General features: G+C 72.2%; 10 protein-coding genes. 6 read left to right on the top strand and 4 right to left on the bottom strand.

The features are described from left to right. Nucleotides 1-101: 101 nt before the first annotated feature. Nucleotides 102-1,553: an NAD(P)/FAD-dependent oxidoreductase gene (locus ACFQRJ_RS07845; RefSeq protein ID WP_377018425.1), complete on the bottom strand. Its 1,452-nt coding sequence runs from the start codon at nucleotides 1,551-1,553 to the stop codon at nucleotides 102-104. Between the two features lie 515 nt (nucleotides 1,554-2,068). Here ACFQRJ_RS07845 and ACFQRJ_RS07840 point away from each other — a divergent pair. From ACFQRJ_RS07840 to ACFQRJ_RS07830, 3 genes are all read left to right on the top strand, one after another. Next, the gene (locus ACFQRJ_RS07840) at nucleotides 2,069-4,672 is read left to right on the top strand and encodes a 5'-nucleotidase C-terminal domain-containing protein (RefSeq protein WP_377018424.1); all 2,604 of its coding nucleotides are present in this window, start codon (nucleotides 2,069-2,071) and stop codon (nucleotides 4,670-4,672) included. A 176-nt stretch (nucleotides 4,673-4,848) separates the two neighbouring features. Then, nucleotides 4,849-7,599, top strand: a complete 2,751-nt coding sequence (locus ACFQRJ_RS07835) for an ExeM/NucH family extracellular endonuclease (protein ID WP_377018423.1) — start codon at nucleotides 4,849-4,851, stop codon at nucleotides 7,597-7,599. A gap of 39 nt (nucleotides 7,600-7,638) precedes the next feature. Continuing rightward, on the top strand, nucleotides 7,639-9,012 hold the full coding sequence (locus ACFQRJ_RS07830; RefSeq protein ID WP_377018422.1) for an APC family permease: 1,374 nt from the start codon (nucleotides 7,639-7,641) through the stop codon (nucleotides 9,010-9,012). A gap of 96 nt (nucleotides 9,013-9,108) precedes the next feature. On the opposite strand, the gene ACFQRJ_RS07825 is transcribed toward ACFQRJ_RS07830, so the two are convergent. Together ACFQRJ_RS07825 and ACFQRJ_RS07820 are read right to left on the bottom strand one after the other, a co-directional pair. Continuing rightward, nucleotides 9,109-9,804: a hypothetical protein gene (locus ACFQRJ_RS07825; protein ID WP_377018421.1), complete on the bottom strand. Its 696-nt coding sequence runs from the start codon at nucleotides 9,802-9,804 to the stop codon at nucleotides 9,109-9,111. A gap of 152 nt (nucleotides 9,805-9,956) precedes the next feature. After that, the gene (locus ACFQRJ_RS07820; protein ID WP_377018420.1) at nucleotides 9,957-11,459 is read right to left on the bottom strand and encodes a dihydrolipoyl dehydrogenase family protein; all 1,503 of its coding nucleotides are present in this window, start codon (nucleotides 11,457-11,459) and stop codon (nucleotides 9,957-9,959) included. Between the two features lie 118 nt (nucleotides 11,460-11,577). Here ACFQRJ_RS07820 and ACFQRJ_RS07815 point away from each other — a divergent pair, with 118 nt between their 5' ends. Together ACFQRJ_RS07815 and ACFQRJ_RS07810 are read left to right on the top strand one after the other, a co-directional pair. Further along, nucleotides 11,578-12,762 carry an exonuclease SbcCD subunit D gene (locus ACFQRJ_RS07815; protein ID WP_377018419.1) on the top strand — a complete coding sequence of 395 codons (1,185 nt, stop codon included), beginning with the start codon at nucleotides 11,578-11,580 and terminating at the stop codon, nucleotides 12,760-12,762. Then, nucleotides 12,759-15,857: an AAA family ATPase gene (locus tag ACFQRJ_RS07810; protein WP_377018418.1), complete on the top strand. Its 3,099-nt coding sequence runs from the start codon at nucleotides 12,759-12,761 to the stop codon at nucleotides 15,855-15,857. The genes ACFQRJ_RS07815 and ACFQRJ_RS07810 overlap by 4 nt, the downstream gene beginning before the upstream one ends. Before the next feature lie 79 nt (nucleotides 15,858-15,936). Here ACFQRJ_RS07810 and ACFQRJ_RS07805 read toward each other — a convergent pair whose 3' ends face one another. Next, on the bottom strand, nucleotides 15,937-16,605 hold the full coding sequence (locus tag ACFQRJ_RS07805; protein WP_377018417.1) for a VanZ family protein: 669 nt from the start codon (nucleotides 16,603-16,605) through the stop codon (nucleotides 15,937-15,939). A gap of 141 nt (nucleotides 16,606-16,746) precedes the next feature. Between ACFQRJ_RS07805 and ACFQRJ_RS07800 the strand changes: the two genes are divergently transcribed. Then, nucleotides 16,747-17,883 carry a VanZ family protein gene (locus ACFQRJ_RS07800; protein ID WP_377018416.1) on the top strand — a complete coding sequence of 379 codons (1,137 nt, stop codon included), beginning with the start codon at nucleotides 16,747-16,749 and terminating at the stop codon, nucleotides 17,881-17,883. The last annotated feature ends 127 nt before the right edge of the window (nucleotides 17,884-18,010 follow it).

Raw genomic sequence — 18,010 nt, 5'->3', positions numbered from 1 at the left:
GCGAACCCCGAGAAGCACCCCGTGAACGCCGAAGCGGGGGCACCCACCGGCCAGTGGATGCCCCCGCTTCACCCTGCACACTTGACAGAAGGACCTACATATCAGTCCTTGACGGGGTCAGAGACGTCGCGTGCGCCGTGCTCGCCTTCCTGCGCGGCGGCGATCCGGTCGGACTCGGAGGCGCCCTGGGCATCGCGGCCGAACTTGCGGTGCTTGGCCTGCTCCTCGAAGATCCGGGCCGCGCGCACCGAATCGACCTCGCCGACGACGGGGTTGGGCTGGTGGGTCGCGCGGGTGCCGCCGTACAGCGTCAGCAGGTTCATCGCGACCGCGCGCCGGTTGCGGTGGCCGATCATCTTGGCCACGTGCACGCCCAGCCACGCCGCCCAGCCGACCGATCCCGTCAGGCCCGGCATGTGCGGGATCTCCGCGATCGCGGCGTGACGGCCGATGGTGGCCATGGTGCCCAGATCGGTGTACTCGAACTTCTTGCGCGGCTTGCCGGCGACCTCCGCGGCGATCGCGGCGGCCGCGGCCTCGCCCATCTGCACGGCGGGCTGGGCGAGCTGGGGGAGCGGATCGTCCTGGGCGGCGATGTCACCGGCCGCGTAGACCCCCGGCAGGCCCTTGACCTGCAGGTAGTCGTCGACCTGGATGCGGCCGCGCTTGTCCTGCGGCAGCCCCCACTCCGAGACGATCTCCGGCACGGTGACGCCCGCGGCCCAGATGGTGATGTCCGATTCGAGGATGGTGTCGTCGTCGAGGACCACGTGGTCATAGCCCACCGACTGCACGCCCTTGCCCAGCTGCAGCGTGACCCCGCGCTCGCGCAGCTCCTCGGCCGCGTACTCGCGGAACTCGGGACGGAACTCCTTGATGAGGTCCTCACCGCGGTTCAGCACGGTGATCTGCAGCGTGCCCGGGTCCATCTCGGGGTAGAGGATGTCCAGCTCCTGCATGCGGAAGTCCGCCAGCGCGCCGGCGATCTCCACGCCCGTCGGCCCGCCGCCGACCACGCACACGTGCAGCCGGTCCACGCCGGCCTCCGCCTCGCGGCTCGAGCGCTCCAGCTCCGAGAAGACCCGGTCGCGGATCGCTATCGCCTGCGAGCGGGTGTACATCGGCATGGCGTGCTCTTCGGCGCCCGGGGTCCCGAAGAACGTGGTCGTGGCGCCGTTGGCGACGATCAGGTAGTCGTACTCGAGCTCATGGGTGCCCTGCTGGCCCTCGTCGATGGTGACGGTCCTGTGCTCGGGGTCCACGCCCGTGACATGGCCCTGGCGGTAGCGCATGTTGGGCACCTTCAGCGAGAGCCCGCGCAGGAACATGGTCACGTCGCCCGGGTTCAGGCCGGCGGTGGCCACCTGGTACAGCAGCGGCTGGAAGGTCTTGTACACGTTCCGGTCGATCAGGGTGACGCGCACGCGGGCGTCCCGCAGCGCCCTGACGGCGTGTGCCCCGGCGAATCCACCACCCAGGATGATCACGTGCGGCCAGCTGTGGCCATCCTTCGCGGGAACGGTGGGACGACGGCTGAGGAACGGCATGACCATGGTCAGGACTCCTAGGGCGACGAGGACGGCCACCCGGCCACCGCTCGTGCGAGCCGGGAACCGCGCCTGCATCTGGAACGGGGAGAGGCAGAGGAGCGGGCGGGCTGCGGGCGGGCCGGCGTGCGACTCGGGAGGCGAGCCCGAGGTCATGCCGGGCCCGGAGCCTGAGAAGGGTTCGCAGGGACCGGCTCGTCCGAAGTCCCCACCGATGCTACCCACTCCGGCGGCGTGCCGTCACCGCAGGCCGGGACAGTCGGTCGGGCACCACACGGGAAAACGGTCGCCGGCGACGAGGCAGCACGTTCGGGGCCGGTCCGCTGCGGGCGGCACTGTCAAGCGGCGGCAAAGCTGACATTACGGTCCCATCACAGCGCACAGCCGGATCGGGACGGTAGATGAACATCGGATGACATGTCGCGGCCCGGACGGGGAACGGATGGGCGTGTCTCGGCTCCGGTGCGGTGAGATGGACCGCAGCGTTCCGCGTTCTTCCACTTCTCCTTCAGGAGCCATTCATGTTCGATTCCTCCGCACGCCGCATCGCGCGCGGCGCGTCCGTGGGCCTGGGCACCGTCGCGATCGCGTTCGCGTCGGCCGTGGTGCCCCTCGGCGCCGCAGCCGCCGATCCCGGCGACCAGGTCGACCTGCTCACCTTAAACGACTTCCACGGCGCCCTCCCGGCCGGGGACGCCTTCGCCTGCACCGTCGCCAACACCCGCGCGGCCAGCGAGAGCGGCAACACGGCGCTGCTGTCCGCCGGGGACAACGTCGGCGGCTCGGCCTTCGAATCGGCCGTGCAGAACGACGAGCCCACGATCGACTTCCTCAACGCTCTCGGCGTCGACGCCGCGGCGATCGGCAACCACGAGTACGACCAGGGCTACGAGGACCTCACCGGCCGCATCGCCCCGCGCACCGACTTCCCCGACCTCGCCGCGAACGTCTACCAGTCCGACGGCACCCTCCTGCACGACGCCTGGGCCGTGGTCGAGGCCGGCGACGTGAAGGTCGCCGTGATCGGCGCGGTCACCACCAAGACGACCGGCAAGGTCAGCCCCGCCGCCATCGAGGGCCTCGAGTTCCGCGACCCGGTCGACTCCGTCAACGACGCCGTCGCCGACCTCGAGGCATCCGGCGAGGACTACGACGTCGTCGTCGCCTCGTACCACGAGGGCGCCAGCGGCAACGGCGAGGCCGGCCAGGCCCCGGAGAACAGCGACCCGATCTTCGACAAGATCGTCGAGGAGACCTCCCCCGAGGTCGACGCCATCTTCAACGGCGACTCCCACCAGACCTACGCCTACACCGCGCCGGTGCCCGGCCAGGACGGCGAGATGCGTCCCGTCATCCAGGCCGGAGCCAGCGGTGAGTTCCTGGGCTCGACGAGCCTGCAGCTGGGCGAGGACGGCGACTGGGACGTCACCGGCGAGCCCGAGCTGATCGCCACCGAGGACGCCGATCTCGAGGCCTGCGCCGACGATCCCGCCTACCAGGCCGCCTCCACGGTCGCCGCCGACGCCATCGAGGACGCCGCCGAGGTCGGCGCCGAGCCCGTCGGCACCATCGAGGACGACATCACCACCTCGTGGGCCGGGGACAAGGCCGAGTACGTCGACGGCGTCCGCAAGCCCAGCGACCCGGTCACCGACCAGGCCACCACCAAGGGCGACAACCGCTCCCGCCATTCGGCCGCCGGCAACATGCTGGCCGACTCCATGAAGTGGTACCTCGAGGAGCGCGGCACCACGGACGAGCACGAGGTCATCGGCTGGATGAACCCCGGCGGCATCCGCGCCGAGCTGTTCCACGAGGCGGCCGGGAACGAGGGCGACGGCGTGGTCACCTACGCCGAGGCCAACAACATGGTCCCCTTCGGCAACACCCTGAACTCCGGTGAGGTCACCGGTGCGCAGTTCGTGCAGATGCTCGAGGAGCAGTGGCAGCGCAACGCCGGCGGCGAGCCCACCAGCGAGTTCTACGCCTTCAGCGTCTCGAACAACGTCGAGTACGTCTTCGACACCGAGCGGGAGATGGACGACCGCATCGTCGAGGTGCGAATCAACGGTGAGCCCATCGACCCCGAGGCGACCTACACGATCGTCACCGCGAGCTTCCTGTTCGAGGGCGGCGACAACATGCACACCCTGGCTCAGGCGCAGAACGTCAGCGACACCGGCGTGCTGGACCGCGAGGCCTTCGTCGAGTACCTCGGAGCCCACGAGAACCTCGAGCCCGACTACTCGCAGCGACAGGTCGAGGCCCACATCCTCGAGGGCGAGCAGCCCACCCTGCGCCTGCGCGGCCTGGAGTCCGAGAGCCTCGGCGCCCCGCAGATCACGACGGTCTCCGTCGACGCCGGCGAGCTCGGCACGTTCGAGGCCCCGTACGAGCTGGATTCGGACAGCGGCCGCTACACCGCCGAGGTCGCCCTGGGCGAGGACTTCTGCGTGCCCGAGGGCGAGTCGGTGCCGCTGACCGTCACCGCCCAGCCCGACACCGGCACCGCCGTCACCTACGAGGTCACCGCCGTCGGCGGCGAGGACTGCGGGACCCTCGAGTTCAGCGACGTGCCCCCGTCGAACATGTTCTACGACGAGATCATGTGGATGGCGAACGAGGGCTACTCCACCGGATGGGACGACGGCACCTTCCGCCCGCTGGAGCCCGTCAACCGCGACGCGATGGCGGCGTTCCTGTACCGCATGGCCGGATCGCCGGAGGTGAACCACCCGCGCAGCGAGCCGTTCACCGACGTCGAGAAGGGCGACGAGCACTACGACGCGATCATGTGGGCCTACCAGCAGGGCATCACCACCGGCTGGTCGGATCGCACCTTCCGCCCGACCCAGCCGATCGCCCGCGACGCGATGGCCGCGTTCGTCTACCGCTACGCGGGCTCGCCCGACGTGGAGGCCCCGACCTCGCCCGTCTTCAGCGACGTGCCGGCCAGCACCATGTACGCCAAGGAGATCGCGTGGATGGAGTCCGAAGGCATCACGACGGGCTGGCCGGACGGCACCTACCGTCCGCTGAACCCGACCAACCGTGACGCCACCGCCGCGTTCCTGTACCGCATGAACACGGAGCAGGGCATCACCTACCTGTCCGAAGCGGACTGACCCCGCACGGCGGGCCGGGGAGTGATCCGCTCCCCGGCCCGCCGCTGTGTGCGGGTCGAGCAGCACGCCCGCTCCGCCAGCTCGCCGCACCATCAGAGCACCCGCACCCCCGATGCACCGCACCCCCAGTGCACCGCACCCCACCACGCATCCCGCCTCTTCAGGAGAACCCCGCCATGAGCATTCGTCCGCACGGCGACGGCCTGCGCCCGCGCCTGACGCGCGTCGGCATCGCCGCAGCCGCCCTCACCCTCGGGATGTCGGCCCTGCCCGGCATCGCGCCCACCGCCCAGGCCGCCGTGGTCACCCCCGGCGACCTCCAGATCAGCGAGGCCTACGGCGGCGGGGGCAACTCCGGTGCCAGCTTCCAGAGCGACTTCGTCGAACTGCGCAACACCTCCGAGGCCGACATCAGTCTCGACGGCTGGTCCCTCCAGTACGCCTCGAAGACCGGCACCTTCAACAACACCGTCTCCCTCAGCGGCACCGTCCCCGCCGGCGGCCCCTTCCTCATCGAGCTCGCCTCCGGCAACGGCAACGGCGAGCCCCTGCCCGCGGCCGACCTCACCGGCGGCATCAACGCCTCCGGCAGCGGCGGCGTGTTCGCCCTGTCCGACGCCGAGGGCAACCTCGAGTGCCACGGGACCACCTGCGCCGAGGACCCGGCCGTCGTCGACCTCGTCGGCTGGGGCGCGGCGGAGACCTTCTCCGGGGACGCCCCCGCTTCCGGCACCGACAACGCCACCTCCGTCTCCCGCGTCGAGGCCACCGGCGAGAACTCCACCGACTTCGTCGAGGGCGCCCCCACCCCGACCCCCTCGGGCGCGGAGGAGACGGACCCCGACGAGCCCGAAGAGCCCGGTGAGCCCGAGGAGCCCGCCGATCCCACCGAGGCGAGCATCGCCGAGATCCAGGGGACGGGCGAGGCCAGCCCCCTGGAGGGCGAAACTGTCGTCACCGAGGGCGTCGTGACCGCGGTCTACGCCACCGGCGGCCTGGACGGCTACGTCATCCAGACCCCCGGCACCGGCGGGGCGCTGGACTTCTCCACGCACACCGGCTCCACCGCCGTGTTCGTCTACTCGCCCGACACCGTCGGCGACGTCGCCATCGGCGACTCCGTGCGCGTGACCGGCGAGGTCTCCGAGTACTACGACGCCACGCAGGTCACCGTCGGCGCCGACGGGCTCGAGCAGCTGCCCGAACCCCTCGGCGAGGTCGAGCCCCTCACGATCGAGGGCGGCTTCCCGACCGAGGAGACCGAGCGCGAGAGCATCGAGCACATGCTCTACCTGCCGGGCGAGGGCGACTTCACCGTCACCGACGTCTACGGCACCAACCAGTACGGCGAGGTGGGCCTGGCCATCGGCGACGAGCCGCTGAAGCAGGCCGGCGACATCATGGAGCCGGGCGAGGAGGCCACCGCCTACTTCGAGCAGCAGGCCCAGAACCTGGTGCTGCTGGACGACGGGAAGTCGACCAACTTCAGCAGCAACCCCGAACAGCCGATGAGCTGGCTGACCACCGAGGAGCCCGTGCGAGTCGGCGCGTCCGTCGAGTTCACCGAGCCCACCGTCGTGGCCTACTCCTTCGACCAGTGGCGGCTGAACACCACCACCCCGTGGGAATCGGCCGAGACCGACGGGGTCGACTTCGAGAACACCCGCAGCGCCACGCCCGACGAGGTCGGCGGGGACCTGCAGCTGGCCACGTTCAACGTGCTGAACTACTTCACCACCCTCGGTGAGGACACGCCTGGCTGCGAGCCCTACACCAACCTCCACGGCGAGGGCACCAACGTGCGCGGCGGCTGCGACCTGCGCGGGGCGTGGGGAGCCGACGACCTCGAGCGCCAGCAGTCCAAGATCGTCGAGGCGATCTCGGGCACCGAGGCCGAGGTGGTGGGCCTGATGGAGATCGAGAACTCCGCCCGCCTGGGCGAGGAGCCCGACGAGGCCACCGCCACCCTGGTCGCCGCGCTGAACGAGCGCGACGGCGAGGGCACCTGGGACTACGTCCGCACCGGTGAGGCCTACGCCGAGCAGGGCCTGGACGGCGGCAGCGACGTCATCACCAACGCGATCATCTACCGCACCGCCGCCGTGGCCCCGCAGGGCCAGGCGCAGATCCTCGCCGGCGACGAGGCATTCGACAACGCCCGCGAGCCGATCGGGCAGGTGTTCGTGCCCGTCCAGGGCTCCGGCGAGGAGCAGGTCGAGGGTGAGCCGTTCTTCTTCACCGTCAACCACTTCAAGTCCAAGGGTTCCCAGGACGCCGAGGATGCCGAGCTGGAGGAGGACCCGGTCCAGGGCAACGCCCGCACCTCCCGCCTGCAGCAGGCCGAGGCGCTGCTGAGCTGGAGCGAGGAGACGGCCGCGGAGCTCGGCGTCGAGGACGTCTTCCACGGCGGCGACTTCAACGCGTACACGCAGGAGGAGCCGCTGCAGACGTTCTACGACCAGGGCTACATCGACCTCGGCGAGACCTACGATCCCGAGGGCTGGTCCTACAGCTACGACGGCATGGTCGGCTCGCTCGACCACGTCCTGGCCAATCCCGCCGCCGCCGAGCGCCTCACCGGTGGCACCCACTGGCAGATCAACGGTGCCGAGTCCGTGATGACCCAGTACTCGCGGTACCACAACAACACCGTCGACCTGTACGAGGACGGCGTGTTCGGCTCCTCCGACCACGACCCGATCATCGCCGGCCTGGATGCCGGGTTCCCCGCAGGCGGTGGGGACGACGAGGATGACCAGGATGACGACGAGGGTTCCGGTCACCCCGGCAAGGGCAAGGGCCACGGCAAGGGTCACGGCAAGGGCCACGACAAGGGCCACGGCAACGGCCATGGCAACGGCAACGCCCACGGTCATGACAAGGGCAAGGCCAACGGCAAGGCCAAGGGCCACGGCAAGGACGACTGACGTGCCACCTGCTCCGGCCGACGGCGCCGGGCTCATCTCATGACGAGCCCGGCGCCGCCCGGCCCGGATGCCCTGGCCCGCCGGCTGCGGCTGACCGACGCGGTCATCATCGGCCTGGCCGCGATGATCGGGGCCGGCGCCTTCGTCTCCCTCGGCGCCGCCCAGGACCTCGCCGGGGTGCTGGCACCGCTGGCGGTGCTGGTCGCCGCCGTGGTCGCCCTGTGCAACGCCACCTCCACCGCGCAGCTGGCCGCTCAGCACCCGGCCTCCGGCGGTGTGTACCACTTCGGGGGCAAGCAGCTGGGGCCCTGGTGGGGCTTCCTCGCCGGCTGGTGCTTCGTCATCGGCAAGACCGCCTCCTGCGCGGCGATGGCCCTGGTGATCGCCGCCTATCTGGTGCCCGAACCGGCCCAGCGCCCGGTCGCCGCCGCAGTCGTCGTGGTGCTGACCGGCGTGAACCTGGTCGGCATCACCCGCACCGCGGCGCTCGCCCGAGTGCTCGTCACGATCGCGGTGACAGCACTGGTGCTCACCGCGGCACGCCTGCTCGTCGGGCTCGGTGGGGGAGCGGACAGCACGTCCGACGGGGCCCAGGGCTTCGCCGCCGGAGCCCCCGGCCCGCTCGCCGGGGCCGACGCAGGACTGTGGGACGGCGGCCTCGCCGCGGTGCTCGGCGCCGCCACCGGAGGGCCCCTCGGCCTCGCACTCGTGGTCGCACAGGCCGCGGCGATCATGTTCTTCGCCTTCGCCGGATACGCGCGCATCGCAACCCTCGGCGAAGAGGTGATCTCCCCGCGCCGCACCATCCCGCGCGCGATCCTGCTGGCGCTCGCAGCGGTGTTCGTGCTGTACGTGGCGATGTCGATCGTGCTGGTCGCCGTGGACCCCGCCCCCGGCGACCAGGGATGGGGGCCGGCACCGTTCCGCACCGCCCTCGACGGGGTCGGAGCCGGCGCCGGCTGGCACCTCATCGTCACCGTGGGTGCCGTCGCCGCGGCCGGTGGGGCGCTGCTCGCCCTGGTCGCGGGGATCTCCCGCACCATGCTCGCGATGGCGCGCGAGAGCGACCTGCCCCGCCCGCTGGCACAGGTGAACCAGCGCTTCTCGGTGCCGCAGCGCGCCGAGATCACCGCCGCGATCGCCATCGTGCTGCTGGTGCTGCTGGCCGGCGACGTGCTGGTGGCAGTGGCCGCCTCGTCGTTCGGGGTGCTGCTGTACTACGGGGTCGCGAACCTCGCCGCCTTCACCCAGCGCGGCCAGTGGCGCCTGTTCCCCAGGGCCCTGCAGGTGCTGGGCCTGATCGGCTGCCTCGCGCTGGTGGCGGCGCTGCCGGGGCGGACGATCGTGGCCGGCGTGGGGCTCGTGCTGGTCGGCGTGGCGTATCGCGGCGCCGTGCTGGCCCTGCGGCGCTGAGCTCGCCCGCCTTCGCACTCGCACCCGCATTCGCACCCGCATCGGCGCCCGCGCCGGCACCGGCGCGGGCTCGGGCGGAGCACCATCCCGCCGGGCTCAGGTCCAGGCGGTCCAGGTGGTGTCGGCGTCGATCAGCCAGTGGTGGCGCAGGGTCAGGGCGCGTTCGGTCGCCGCGAGAGCGCCCGCGACGAGCAGTGTGGTGTTCGCCCACGCGGGCAGGCTGATCGGGGAGGTGAAGGTGCCGATCCGCTCTGCGACCACGTCCACGCTCGTGACCAGCTCCGCCAGCTGCGGGACCATCGTCACGAGGCCGATCAGCAGGATCACGATCGCGACCATCCCGATCGCGGCGCTGGCCCGCGGATGGCGCCGGTCGAGGCGTGCGCGCAGGCCCTCCATCGAGCGAGGGTGCGAGCGCAGGGGCTGCGACTGGGTGCCGTCCTCCGGCACGTGGTGCATCCGGGTCAGGCCGTACATGCTGGTGGCCACCTCGATTACGCCGCCGGGGACGTCGAACGCGACCGGCGGGTTCGCGATCTGGATCTGTCGGCCGTCACGATAGAGCTCGACCGGGGCGTGCCGCGCGCCCTCGGCGATCTTGCCGCCCTCGAGCTCGGCGGCGAGGTACCGCACGTCGACGGCGTACTGCGAGGTGCGTCCTGCCCCGTCGTCCGGATCCAGGAAGAACTGGGTGCGGGTCAGCAGCTGCCACCAGCGCAGCGTCGTGAGCGCCCTGCCGTCGCCGGGCTTCGCCCGACGCTGACGGAGCGAGCGCTGCAATCTCCTGAACATGATCCTCCCCGGGGCGGCGCGAGGCCGCGAGTCGTCGCTGCGAGGCGTCGTCGCCTCCATTCCAGCGGACGCCTCGCCCCGGGGCCAGTGCGATCTGTCATCTCCTCCCAAGGAAGGAGCCACGCGGCACCAGCCGCGCCCGAGTCCGAATCTCAGCCGGCCCGCATCTCCCGCGGCAGCTCTTCCAGCAGCTGCAGCCACAGCTCCGAGGCCGTGGGGAAGCTCGGCACCGCGTGCCGCAGCACGTGCACCGGCACCTTCCCGACGATCGCGATGGTGGCAGCGTGGATCATCTCCGAGGCGTCGGGGCCGACGAACGTCGCGCCGACCAGCTGTCTCGTGCTCGCATCGACCACCAGCTGTGCGGTGCCGGTGACATCGTCCCGCAGCAGAGCGGAGCCCGCCGCTCCGCCGAAGGGGACCTGCGCGGTGACCACGTCGATCCTCTGCTCCCGGGCCTGCGCTTCGGTGAGGCCGGCCGAGGTGACCTGGGGCTCGGTGAACACGACCTGGGGAACGGGCACGTGATCCGGGATGGGCTCGAGAGCTTCACCGGTGGCCCCGGCGCGAATGCGCTGGCCGATCACGCGGGCGCGGTACTTGCCCCAGTGCGTCAGCGGCGCCTGCCCGCTGGCATCTCCGACGGCATGCAGCCAGTCCGGCAGCGCTGTCTCGGCGGCATTGTCAGACGTGGGCTTCGCGGCGGAGGTGACGTCGTCGGCCGTGAGCCCGATCGCATCGAGTCCGACGCTGCTCAGCCGGGGACTGCGGCCGGTCGCGGCCAGCACCTCGTCCCCGGTGACGTCGCGCCGCCCGTCGGCATCCTCGACCTGCAGGGTCACCGCGCCGCCGTGCAGCCGGCCCAGCCCGGTCCGCCGTGCATCGGCGCGCTCGCCGGAGACCACGGACGTGCTCAGCTCCACGGTGACACCCAGGTTCCCCAGGGCCTCCAGCACGTGCTCGCCGGCGAAGGGCTCGTAGCCGCTGAGCAGTCCATCTCCGCGCACCAGCATCGTCACCTCGCTGCCCAGCGCGGCCATCCACGTCGCGGCCTCCACGGCCACCACGCCGCCGCCGACGATCAGCAGCTGGCCGGGAACCTCCCTCACCCCGGTGACGTCGCGCGAGGTCCACGGGGCCAGTGCCTGCAGCGGTTCGGGGATCCTCGCCTCCGAGCCGGTGGCGAGCACGACTGCCCGCTCGGCGTGGACGAGTGTCGGCCCGCTGCCGTCCTGGCCGTCGGCGGGCTCGACGAGCACCTCGCGCTCGCCGACGAGCCGGCCGTGCCCGCGCACCACCTGGATCCCGGCACCCTCGGCCCACTGCACCTGGCCGGAGTCGTCGTAGTTCGAGACCCACGTATCGCGTCGTGCCAGCAGGGCGTCGCGGTCGATCTCGGGATCGCCGACCCCGTCGAGATGAGCGGCGGCGCCGGCCACGGATGTCGGCCGCAGCAGAGCTTTCGAGGGGATGCAGGCGTAGTACGAGCATTCGCCGCCCAGCAGTTCACCCTCGATGATCACGGCGCTGAGGTCCGTGCCCTCGGTGGCGTACTGGGCGGCGTTCTCACCGACGGGGCCGCCGCCGAGCACGACGACGTCGGCGGTGATCTCTGTGGTCGGGGCGGCGTCGGTGGCGTTCGCTTCGTGGGCCATGACGGCACGCTACGCCGCCCGGCGGCCGACGTCACGGGGTGTTCCTCCCCAGTGCCGTCCGTCCACAGCGCCGCGCGGCGCGCCCGGGTTGTCGGCGGCGGTCCTTAGAGTCGGAGCCATGAGAATCCTGCACACCTCGGACTGGCACCTGGGGCGCACCCTCCATGAGGCCGATCTGCACGATCACCAGGCCGACTTCCACGACTGGCTGGTCGACCTGGTGACCGAGCGCGAGGTCGACGTGGTCGTCATCCCGGGTGACGTGTACGACCGCGCGGTGCCTCCGGTGCGGTCCGTGGAACTGCTGGGGCGGACTCTGCGGCGCCTGGCCGACGTCGCCACCGTGATCCTCACGCCCGGCAACCACGATTCCGCGAAGCGTCTCGGCTTCGGCTCGGCCCTGATGCGCGACGGGGTGCACATCCTCGCCGATGCCCGCACCGCGCTCGAGCATCCCGTCGTGGTGCCCGATGCCCACGGTGAGGTGCTGTTCTTCGCTCTGCCCTACCTCGAGCCCGACATCGCGCGCTTCGCCCTCGCGGCCGACGAGACCCAGCCGCTCGGCCGCAGCCACGAAGCTGTCACTCGCGCCGCGATGGAGCGCATCGCCACCCGGATCGCCCAGCACGCGGAAGCCGCCGGGCCGGGACCGAGGGCACGATCGGTGGTCCTGGCGCACACCTTCGTCGCCGGCGGCTCCGGCAGCGACTCCGAGCGGGACCTCAGCGTCGGCGGCGTCGACTCGGTGCCGGCCGATGCGCTGCGCGGCGTCGACTACGTGGCCCTCGGTCACCTCCACGGCTGCCAGGATCTCTCCGCCCAGGCAGGCACCACGGCCTGGTACTGCGGGTCACCGCTGGCCTTCTCCTTCTCCGAGAAGGACCATCGCAAGTCCGTGCTGCTGGTCGAGCTCGACGCCCCCGGGGAGGTGTCCGTCCAGCGCATCGCCACCCCGGTGCCGCGGCGCCTGAGCGAGCTGAAGGGCACCCTCGAGGAGGTCCTCGCCCAGGCCGAGACCCACGGCGAGGACTGGGTCAAGGCGGTGATCACCGACCCGCATCGGCCGCCCCACCTGCTCGAACGCCTGCGCGGCGCGTACCCGCATCTGCGCCATACCGAGCATCGTCCCCAGGGGCGCGAGGACAGCGACCTCACTCCCGTGGTGCGCCGTGAACAGGATCCGATGGAGGTCATGGGCCAGTTCCTGGAGTACGTCACCGGGACGGAGGCGACCGACGCGGAACGTGACGTGCTCGAGCAGGCCTACCAGAGCGTGCGCACTCAGCGGTCGGAGGCCTCATGAAGCTCCACCACCTGCGCCTGACCGGCATCGGCCCCTTCCGCGACACCGTCGACATCGACCTCGCCTCCCTCTCGACCAGCGGCATGTTCCTGTTGGAGGGGCCGACGGGATCGGGCAAGTCCACGATCCTCGACGCGATCGTGTTCGCCCTCTACGGCACCGTGGCCGGCAGCGAAGCCAGCGGCGAACGGATCCGCTCCCAGTTCGCCGACCCCACCGCCCCCAGCGCCGTCGACCTCGTCTTCGAGACCGGCCACGGGATCTACCGGGTGCGCCGCCAGCCGCAGTACGCCCGCGCCAAGCGCCGCGGCACCGGGACCACCAAGGAGAACGCCCGGGCCATCCTGTGGCGGCTCAGCTCGCCCGAGCTGATCCCCGCCGCCCTCGCCGACCGCGCCGGGGACGGGGCCGGCGTCACGCCGATCTCGACCCGGCTCGACGAGATCGGCGGGGAGATCACCCGTGCCGTCGGCCTCTCCCGCGAGCAGTTCACCCAGACCGTGCTGCTGCCGCAGAACGAGTTCGCCCGCTTCCTGCGCGCCGGCACGGGCGAGCGCCAGACGGTGCTGCAGCGCGTGTTCGGCACCGAGATCTACCAGAACGTCGAGAAGCAGCTCGAACAGATGCGGCGCGAGGCCGCCACGGAGGTCACCGCCGCCCGCAACGACGTCAGCAAGGCCGTCGCCCGCTTCGCCGAGGCCGCCGGCCTCGAGGACGAACAGCGCAGCGAGCTCGACGACCACGCCGCGAGCGGTCGCCGGGACGAGCTGAGCGTCGCCGTTACCAGCATCGAGAAGGCCCTCACCGCCCGGGCCGAGGTCGCCGCCGAGGCCGCCACCGCCGCCACTGGGCGCGAGACCACGGCCCGCGAGCACGCCGACCGCGCCGCCACCCACCGCGCACGGATCACCCGCCGCCGCGAGCTCGATACCCTGGCAGCGCGCCTGGCCGAGGAGGAACCGGCAGCCCGCGCGGCGCAGCGCCGACTGACCTGCGACGACGCCGCCCGGCCCGCCGCCGTCGCGCTGCAGCGGGCGAGCCAGGCCGCCCAGCGGCTGAGCGACCTGCGCGCTGCCCGGGAGGACGTCGCCGCGACGCACCGGGAGTCCCACCCGGACCTCGTCGAGCTGCTGGACGGTGAGGATCCGCTGGAGGCCCTGGCCGCCGCCGCCGAGGACGCCACCTCGGCCGCCGGGGCCCTGGGGGACCTCGTCGACCTCGAGAAGGCCCTGCCCCAGCGCGCGAGGGAGATCGAGGCCCGCCGCCAGGCCGATGCCGAGCTGGCCACGAGCATCCAGGCGCTGACCGAGCAGCTCGCCGCCCGCCCTGAGGCCCGCCAGGAGCTCGTCGCCGAGCGCACCACCGCCCAGGCCGCCGCGGAAGCACTCGGCGATGCCCGCGCCGCCCGCGTGACCGCCGCCTCGCACCTGGCCGCCGCCCGCGACGCGGACCGGCTCGCGAAGGAGGTCACCGCGGCGGAGAAGACCGCCACCGATGCGCTCGCGGCCGCGCGACGGGCCGCCGACGAGGAGAAGACGCTGCGCGATCGCCGCCACGCCGGCATCGCCTCCGAGCTCGCCCTGCAGCTCGCCCCCGAGGAGGCCTGCCCCGTCTGCGGATCCACGGAACATCCCGCACCCGCGGAACCCGCCGAGGACCACGTCGGCCCCGAGCAGATCGAGGCCGCCGAAGAGCACCGCCGGCGCGCCGACGAGGCCGCCTCCCGCGCCGCCGAATCGCTCACCGCCGTGCGCACACAGCGCGACAAGGCCCTGGCCGACGCCGGCGGGCTCACCCTCGAGGACGCCCGCACCGCCGACGCCGACGCCCAGCAGGCCGTCGAGAAGGCGCTGGCCGCTCAGAAGCGCGCCGAGACCCTGGAGAAGGAGCTCGAGGCGCACGACGCCGAGACCACCCGGCTGACCCAGCACCGCAGCGCCCAGGAGCGCGAGCTGGAGGGGCGAGCCGCCTCCCTGCGCGAGGCCGAGACCGCCCTGGCCAAGGACACCGAACGGGCCCGCGAGGCCCGCGGCGAGCATGCGAGCGTGACCGAGCGTCGCGCGGCCCAGCTGACCAGAGCCAGAGCCGCGACCGCACTGCGCGAGGCGCACCTCGCGGCGGACCAGGCCGCCGCTCGCCTCGCCGAACTCGAGGAGGAGGCAGCCGTCGCCCGCGCCGAGGCCGCCGAGCAGCTTACCGCCGCCGGGCACACTCCCTTCGCCACGGACGACGAGCTGCGCGCCGCCGTCCTGGCCGAGGGCGAGCGGGCAGAGCTGACGACGCTGCTCTCGGACCGCACCGTGAACCAGGCCCGATACACCGATGGCATGGCCGAGGAGGGCATCGCCGAGATCGACGCGAGCGAAGACGCGGCCGGCGCAGCGGACCAGACCGTCACGGCCGCAGCCGAAGCCCTCACCCTTGCCCGCACCGCCGCCCGGGAAGCCGGCGACCACGCCGCGAGGCTGCGCGCCTCCGCCGAACGCACCGCCGGTGCCCGCACCGCGCTGGACGGGGCGCTGGACCGCCTGGCACGTCTGGACAGCACCGCCGGGGCCATCGTGCGCGTCGCCGACCTCGCCACCGGGCGCTCCTCCGACGGCACCCGTATCCAGCTGTCGACCTACGTGCTCATGCGCCGCTTCGAGGAGGTCGTCGCCGCGGCCAACACCCGCCTGGCCCAGTTCTCCGACTCCACCCTGGAGCTGCTGCGCGACACCGGGGCCCGGGGCGCCAAGAAGACCGGACTGGATCTGCTGGTCATCGACCACCGCACCGACCAGCACCGGCTGCCCGAGACCCTCTCCGGCGGCGAGACCTTTTTCGTCTCCCTCGCCCTCGCTCTCGGCCTGGCCGACATCGTCACCGCCGAGGCCGGGGGAGTGCAGATGGAGACACTGTTCATCGACGAGGGCTTCGGCAGCCTCGACCCCGAAGCCCTGGAGCGGGTGGTCGCCGAGATCGGGCGCCTGGCCGAGCACGGTCGCACCATCGGCATCGTCAGCCACGTGAGCGAGATGAAGGCCCAGATCGCCGAGCAGATCCATGTGCGGCGCCTGCCGGACCGCTCCTCGACCCTGTCGGTGACCGCGTGACCGCGTGACCGCGTGACCGCGTGACCGCGTGAGGGCGTGACCGAGCCGCGCTACAAGGGGAGCGGCCCGCCGGTCGCCGTCACGGCCACGGGTCCTCATCCGCGGCGCCCTCGTGTCCACCCTCGCGGCCGCGATCATCGTCCAGCGGTCGCTCATGGACGAACAGCGGCACTCCCAGCCGGGTGAACACCGGGGCGATCAGCGCCCCCAGCAGTGCACCGAGGGAATTGGCCAGCACGTCGTCGATGTCCGCGATCCGCACCCCGCACGGATACAGCCCCCACGCCCCGGTGTACTGCGTGGCCTCGATGAGCACCGACAGCATCACCCCGATGGCCAGCGACGTCGTCGTATCCAGCCGGAACACCCCGCGCAGGATCGCCCCCAGCGGCACGAACAGCACGATGTTCATGCCCAGCTGCAGCACCGGCCAACTCAACAGCAGGCCCGGCCCGGTGGTGCCCTCGGCATGGACCGCGAGGATCTCGCCCACCGCGTTGAAGGGGTAGGGCCGCAGCTCGCCGCCCGCCCGGTTCTGGCAGGTGCTGGCCACCTCGTAGGCAGGAGCGACCGTCAGACCCGCCAGCGTCATCGTGTACACGCAGATAACCAGCACACCGACCAGCCGCAGCGGCCGCACCCGGCCGAAGCGTCGTCGCTGCAGCAGCACGGCGGGGAGCAGGATCGCGACGAACACCCCCACGCCGCCTGCGATGCCCACCAGGGCCAGGCGCACGAATTCGGTCACAGGAGCACGCTATGGCCAGTTGCTGGACGCTGCACAGGAACCGTCGGATGACCCTCCCGGGACCGGCTCCACCCACGGTAGGAGCGACGCAGACCCATGGGCCCATCCCCCTGGAGCCCCCTGCGACCTTAGGGTTCAGCCATGATCGACGCATGGGCCTGGCAGATCCCCTTCAGCCTGCTCGGCGGCACACTGTGCTTCCTCGCGGTCCTGCTGCCGATCCTGATCATCCAGTACTACGCCTACGGGCGCCTCAGCCCCGCCCGCCTCATCGGAGCCGCCGGCGTCGCGATCTACGCCGTCGCCCTGGTGGCATACACACTGCTGCCGGTTCCTGACCCCTCGGTCTGCGCGGGCGGCGGCGGGACCTCGCTGCAGCCGATACCGCTGGCGACCCTCGGCGACATCGGCCGGCTCGCCGGGCAGTACGGCCTGGGCTCGACCACCACCATCGCGGCGATCGCCCAGCCCATCCTGAACGTCGTCCTGTTCATCCCCCTGGGCGTGCTGATCCGCGTGATGGCCGGCCGCGGCATCCTCACCGCCAGCCTCACCGGCGTCGCCGCCTCGCTGCTGATCGAGACCACCCAGTACACTGGGCTGTGGGGCCTGTTCGACTGCGCCTACCGCGTGGCGGACGTCGATGACCTGCTGACCAACACCGCCGGAGCGCTGATCGGCGCACTCCTCGCCCCGGTGGTGGCCGGCTGGATCCCCGAACCCACCGCGCTCGCGACGCTGCCGCCGCGGCCCGTGACCCGGCTGCGCCGCCTGCTGGGGATGGCGATCGACGCTGCGGTGATCTCGGCCCTGCCCGGGCTGCTGCTGACGGCCGGACTGCTGACCTACGTCGTGGTCTGGACCCTGGCCAGTGATGGGGGCGAGGTGCCCAATCCGCCCGGCCATGCGGCGGTGCTGCCGCTGGCCTCCATCCTCATCGGGGCGCTGCTGAGCGTGATGCTGCCGGCGCTGATGGGCAGCGGCGCCTCGCCCGGGCAGCGGATGGTGGGGATCGTGCCGGTCTTCGACGGCCGACGGGGCAGCGCGGGCCGGCGGCTGACGCGCGCCCTGTCCGTGGCCGGCCTGTACGCGGCCCTGGCCCCGATCGGCGACGTGCTCGAGGGCCTCGGGGTGCCCGTCCTGCCCGTGCTGCTGCGCCTCGCCTCGGGCGGCCTCGTCCTCGCCGCTATCGCGATCGTGCTCTTCGTCGACCGGCGGGGCCTCTCGGGCCTGATCAGCGGGGCCGACCTCGTCGACCGCCGCGCCGCCCGCCGCTGACGACGCGGGGCACCCCGTCGACGCCCCGCGCTCCCTCACCCGCCGGCACCCAGCACTGCCGCCACCCCTTGCCGCCGCCACCGCTGCCGCCATGCTGTCCGCTCCCTCACCCGTCGGCCGCGTGCCG

The organism is Brachybacterium sp. GCM10030252, assembly GCF_042666535.1.
GTDB lineage: Bacteria > Actinomycetota > Actinomycetes > Actinomycetales > Dermabacteraceae > Brachybacterium.
The sequence above is the reverse complement of the archived record's forward strand: the minus strand, read 5'-3'. Positions and strand labels throughout refer to the sequence as shown.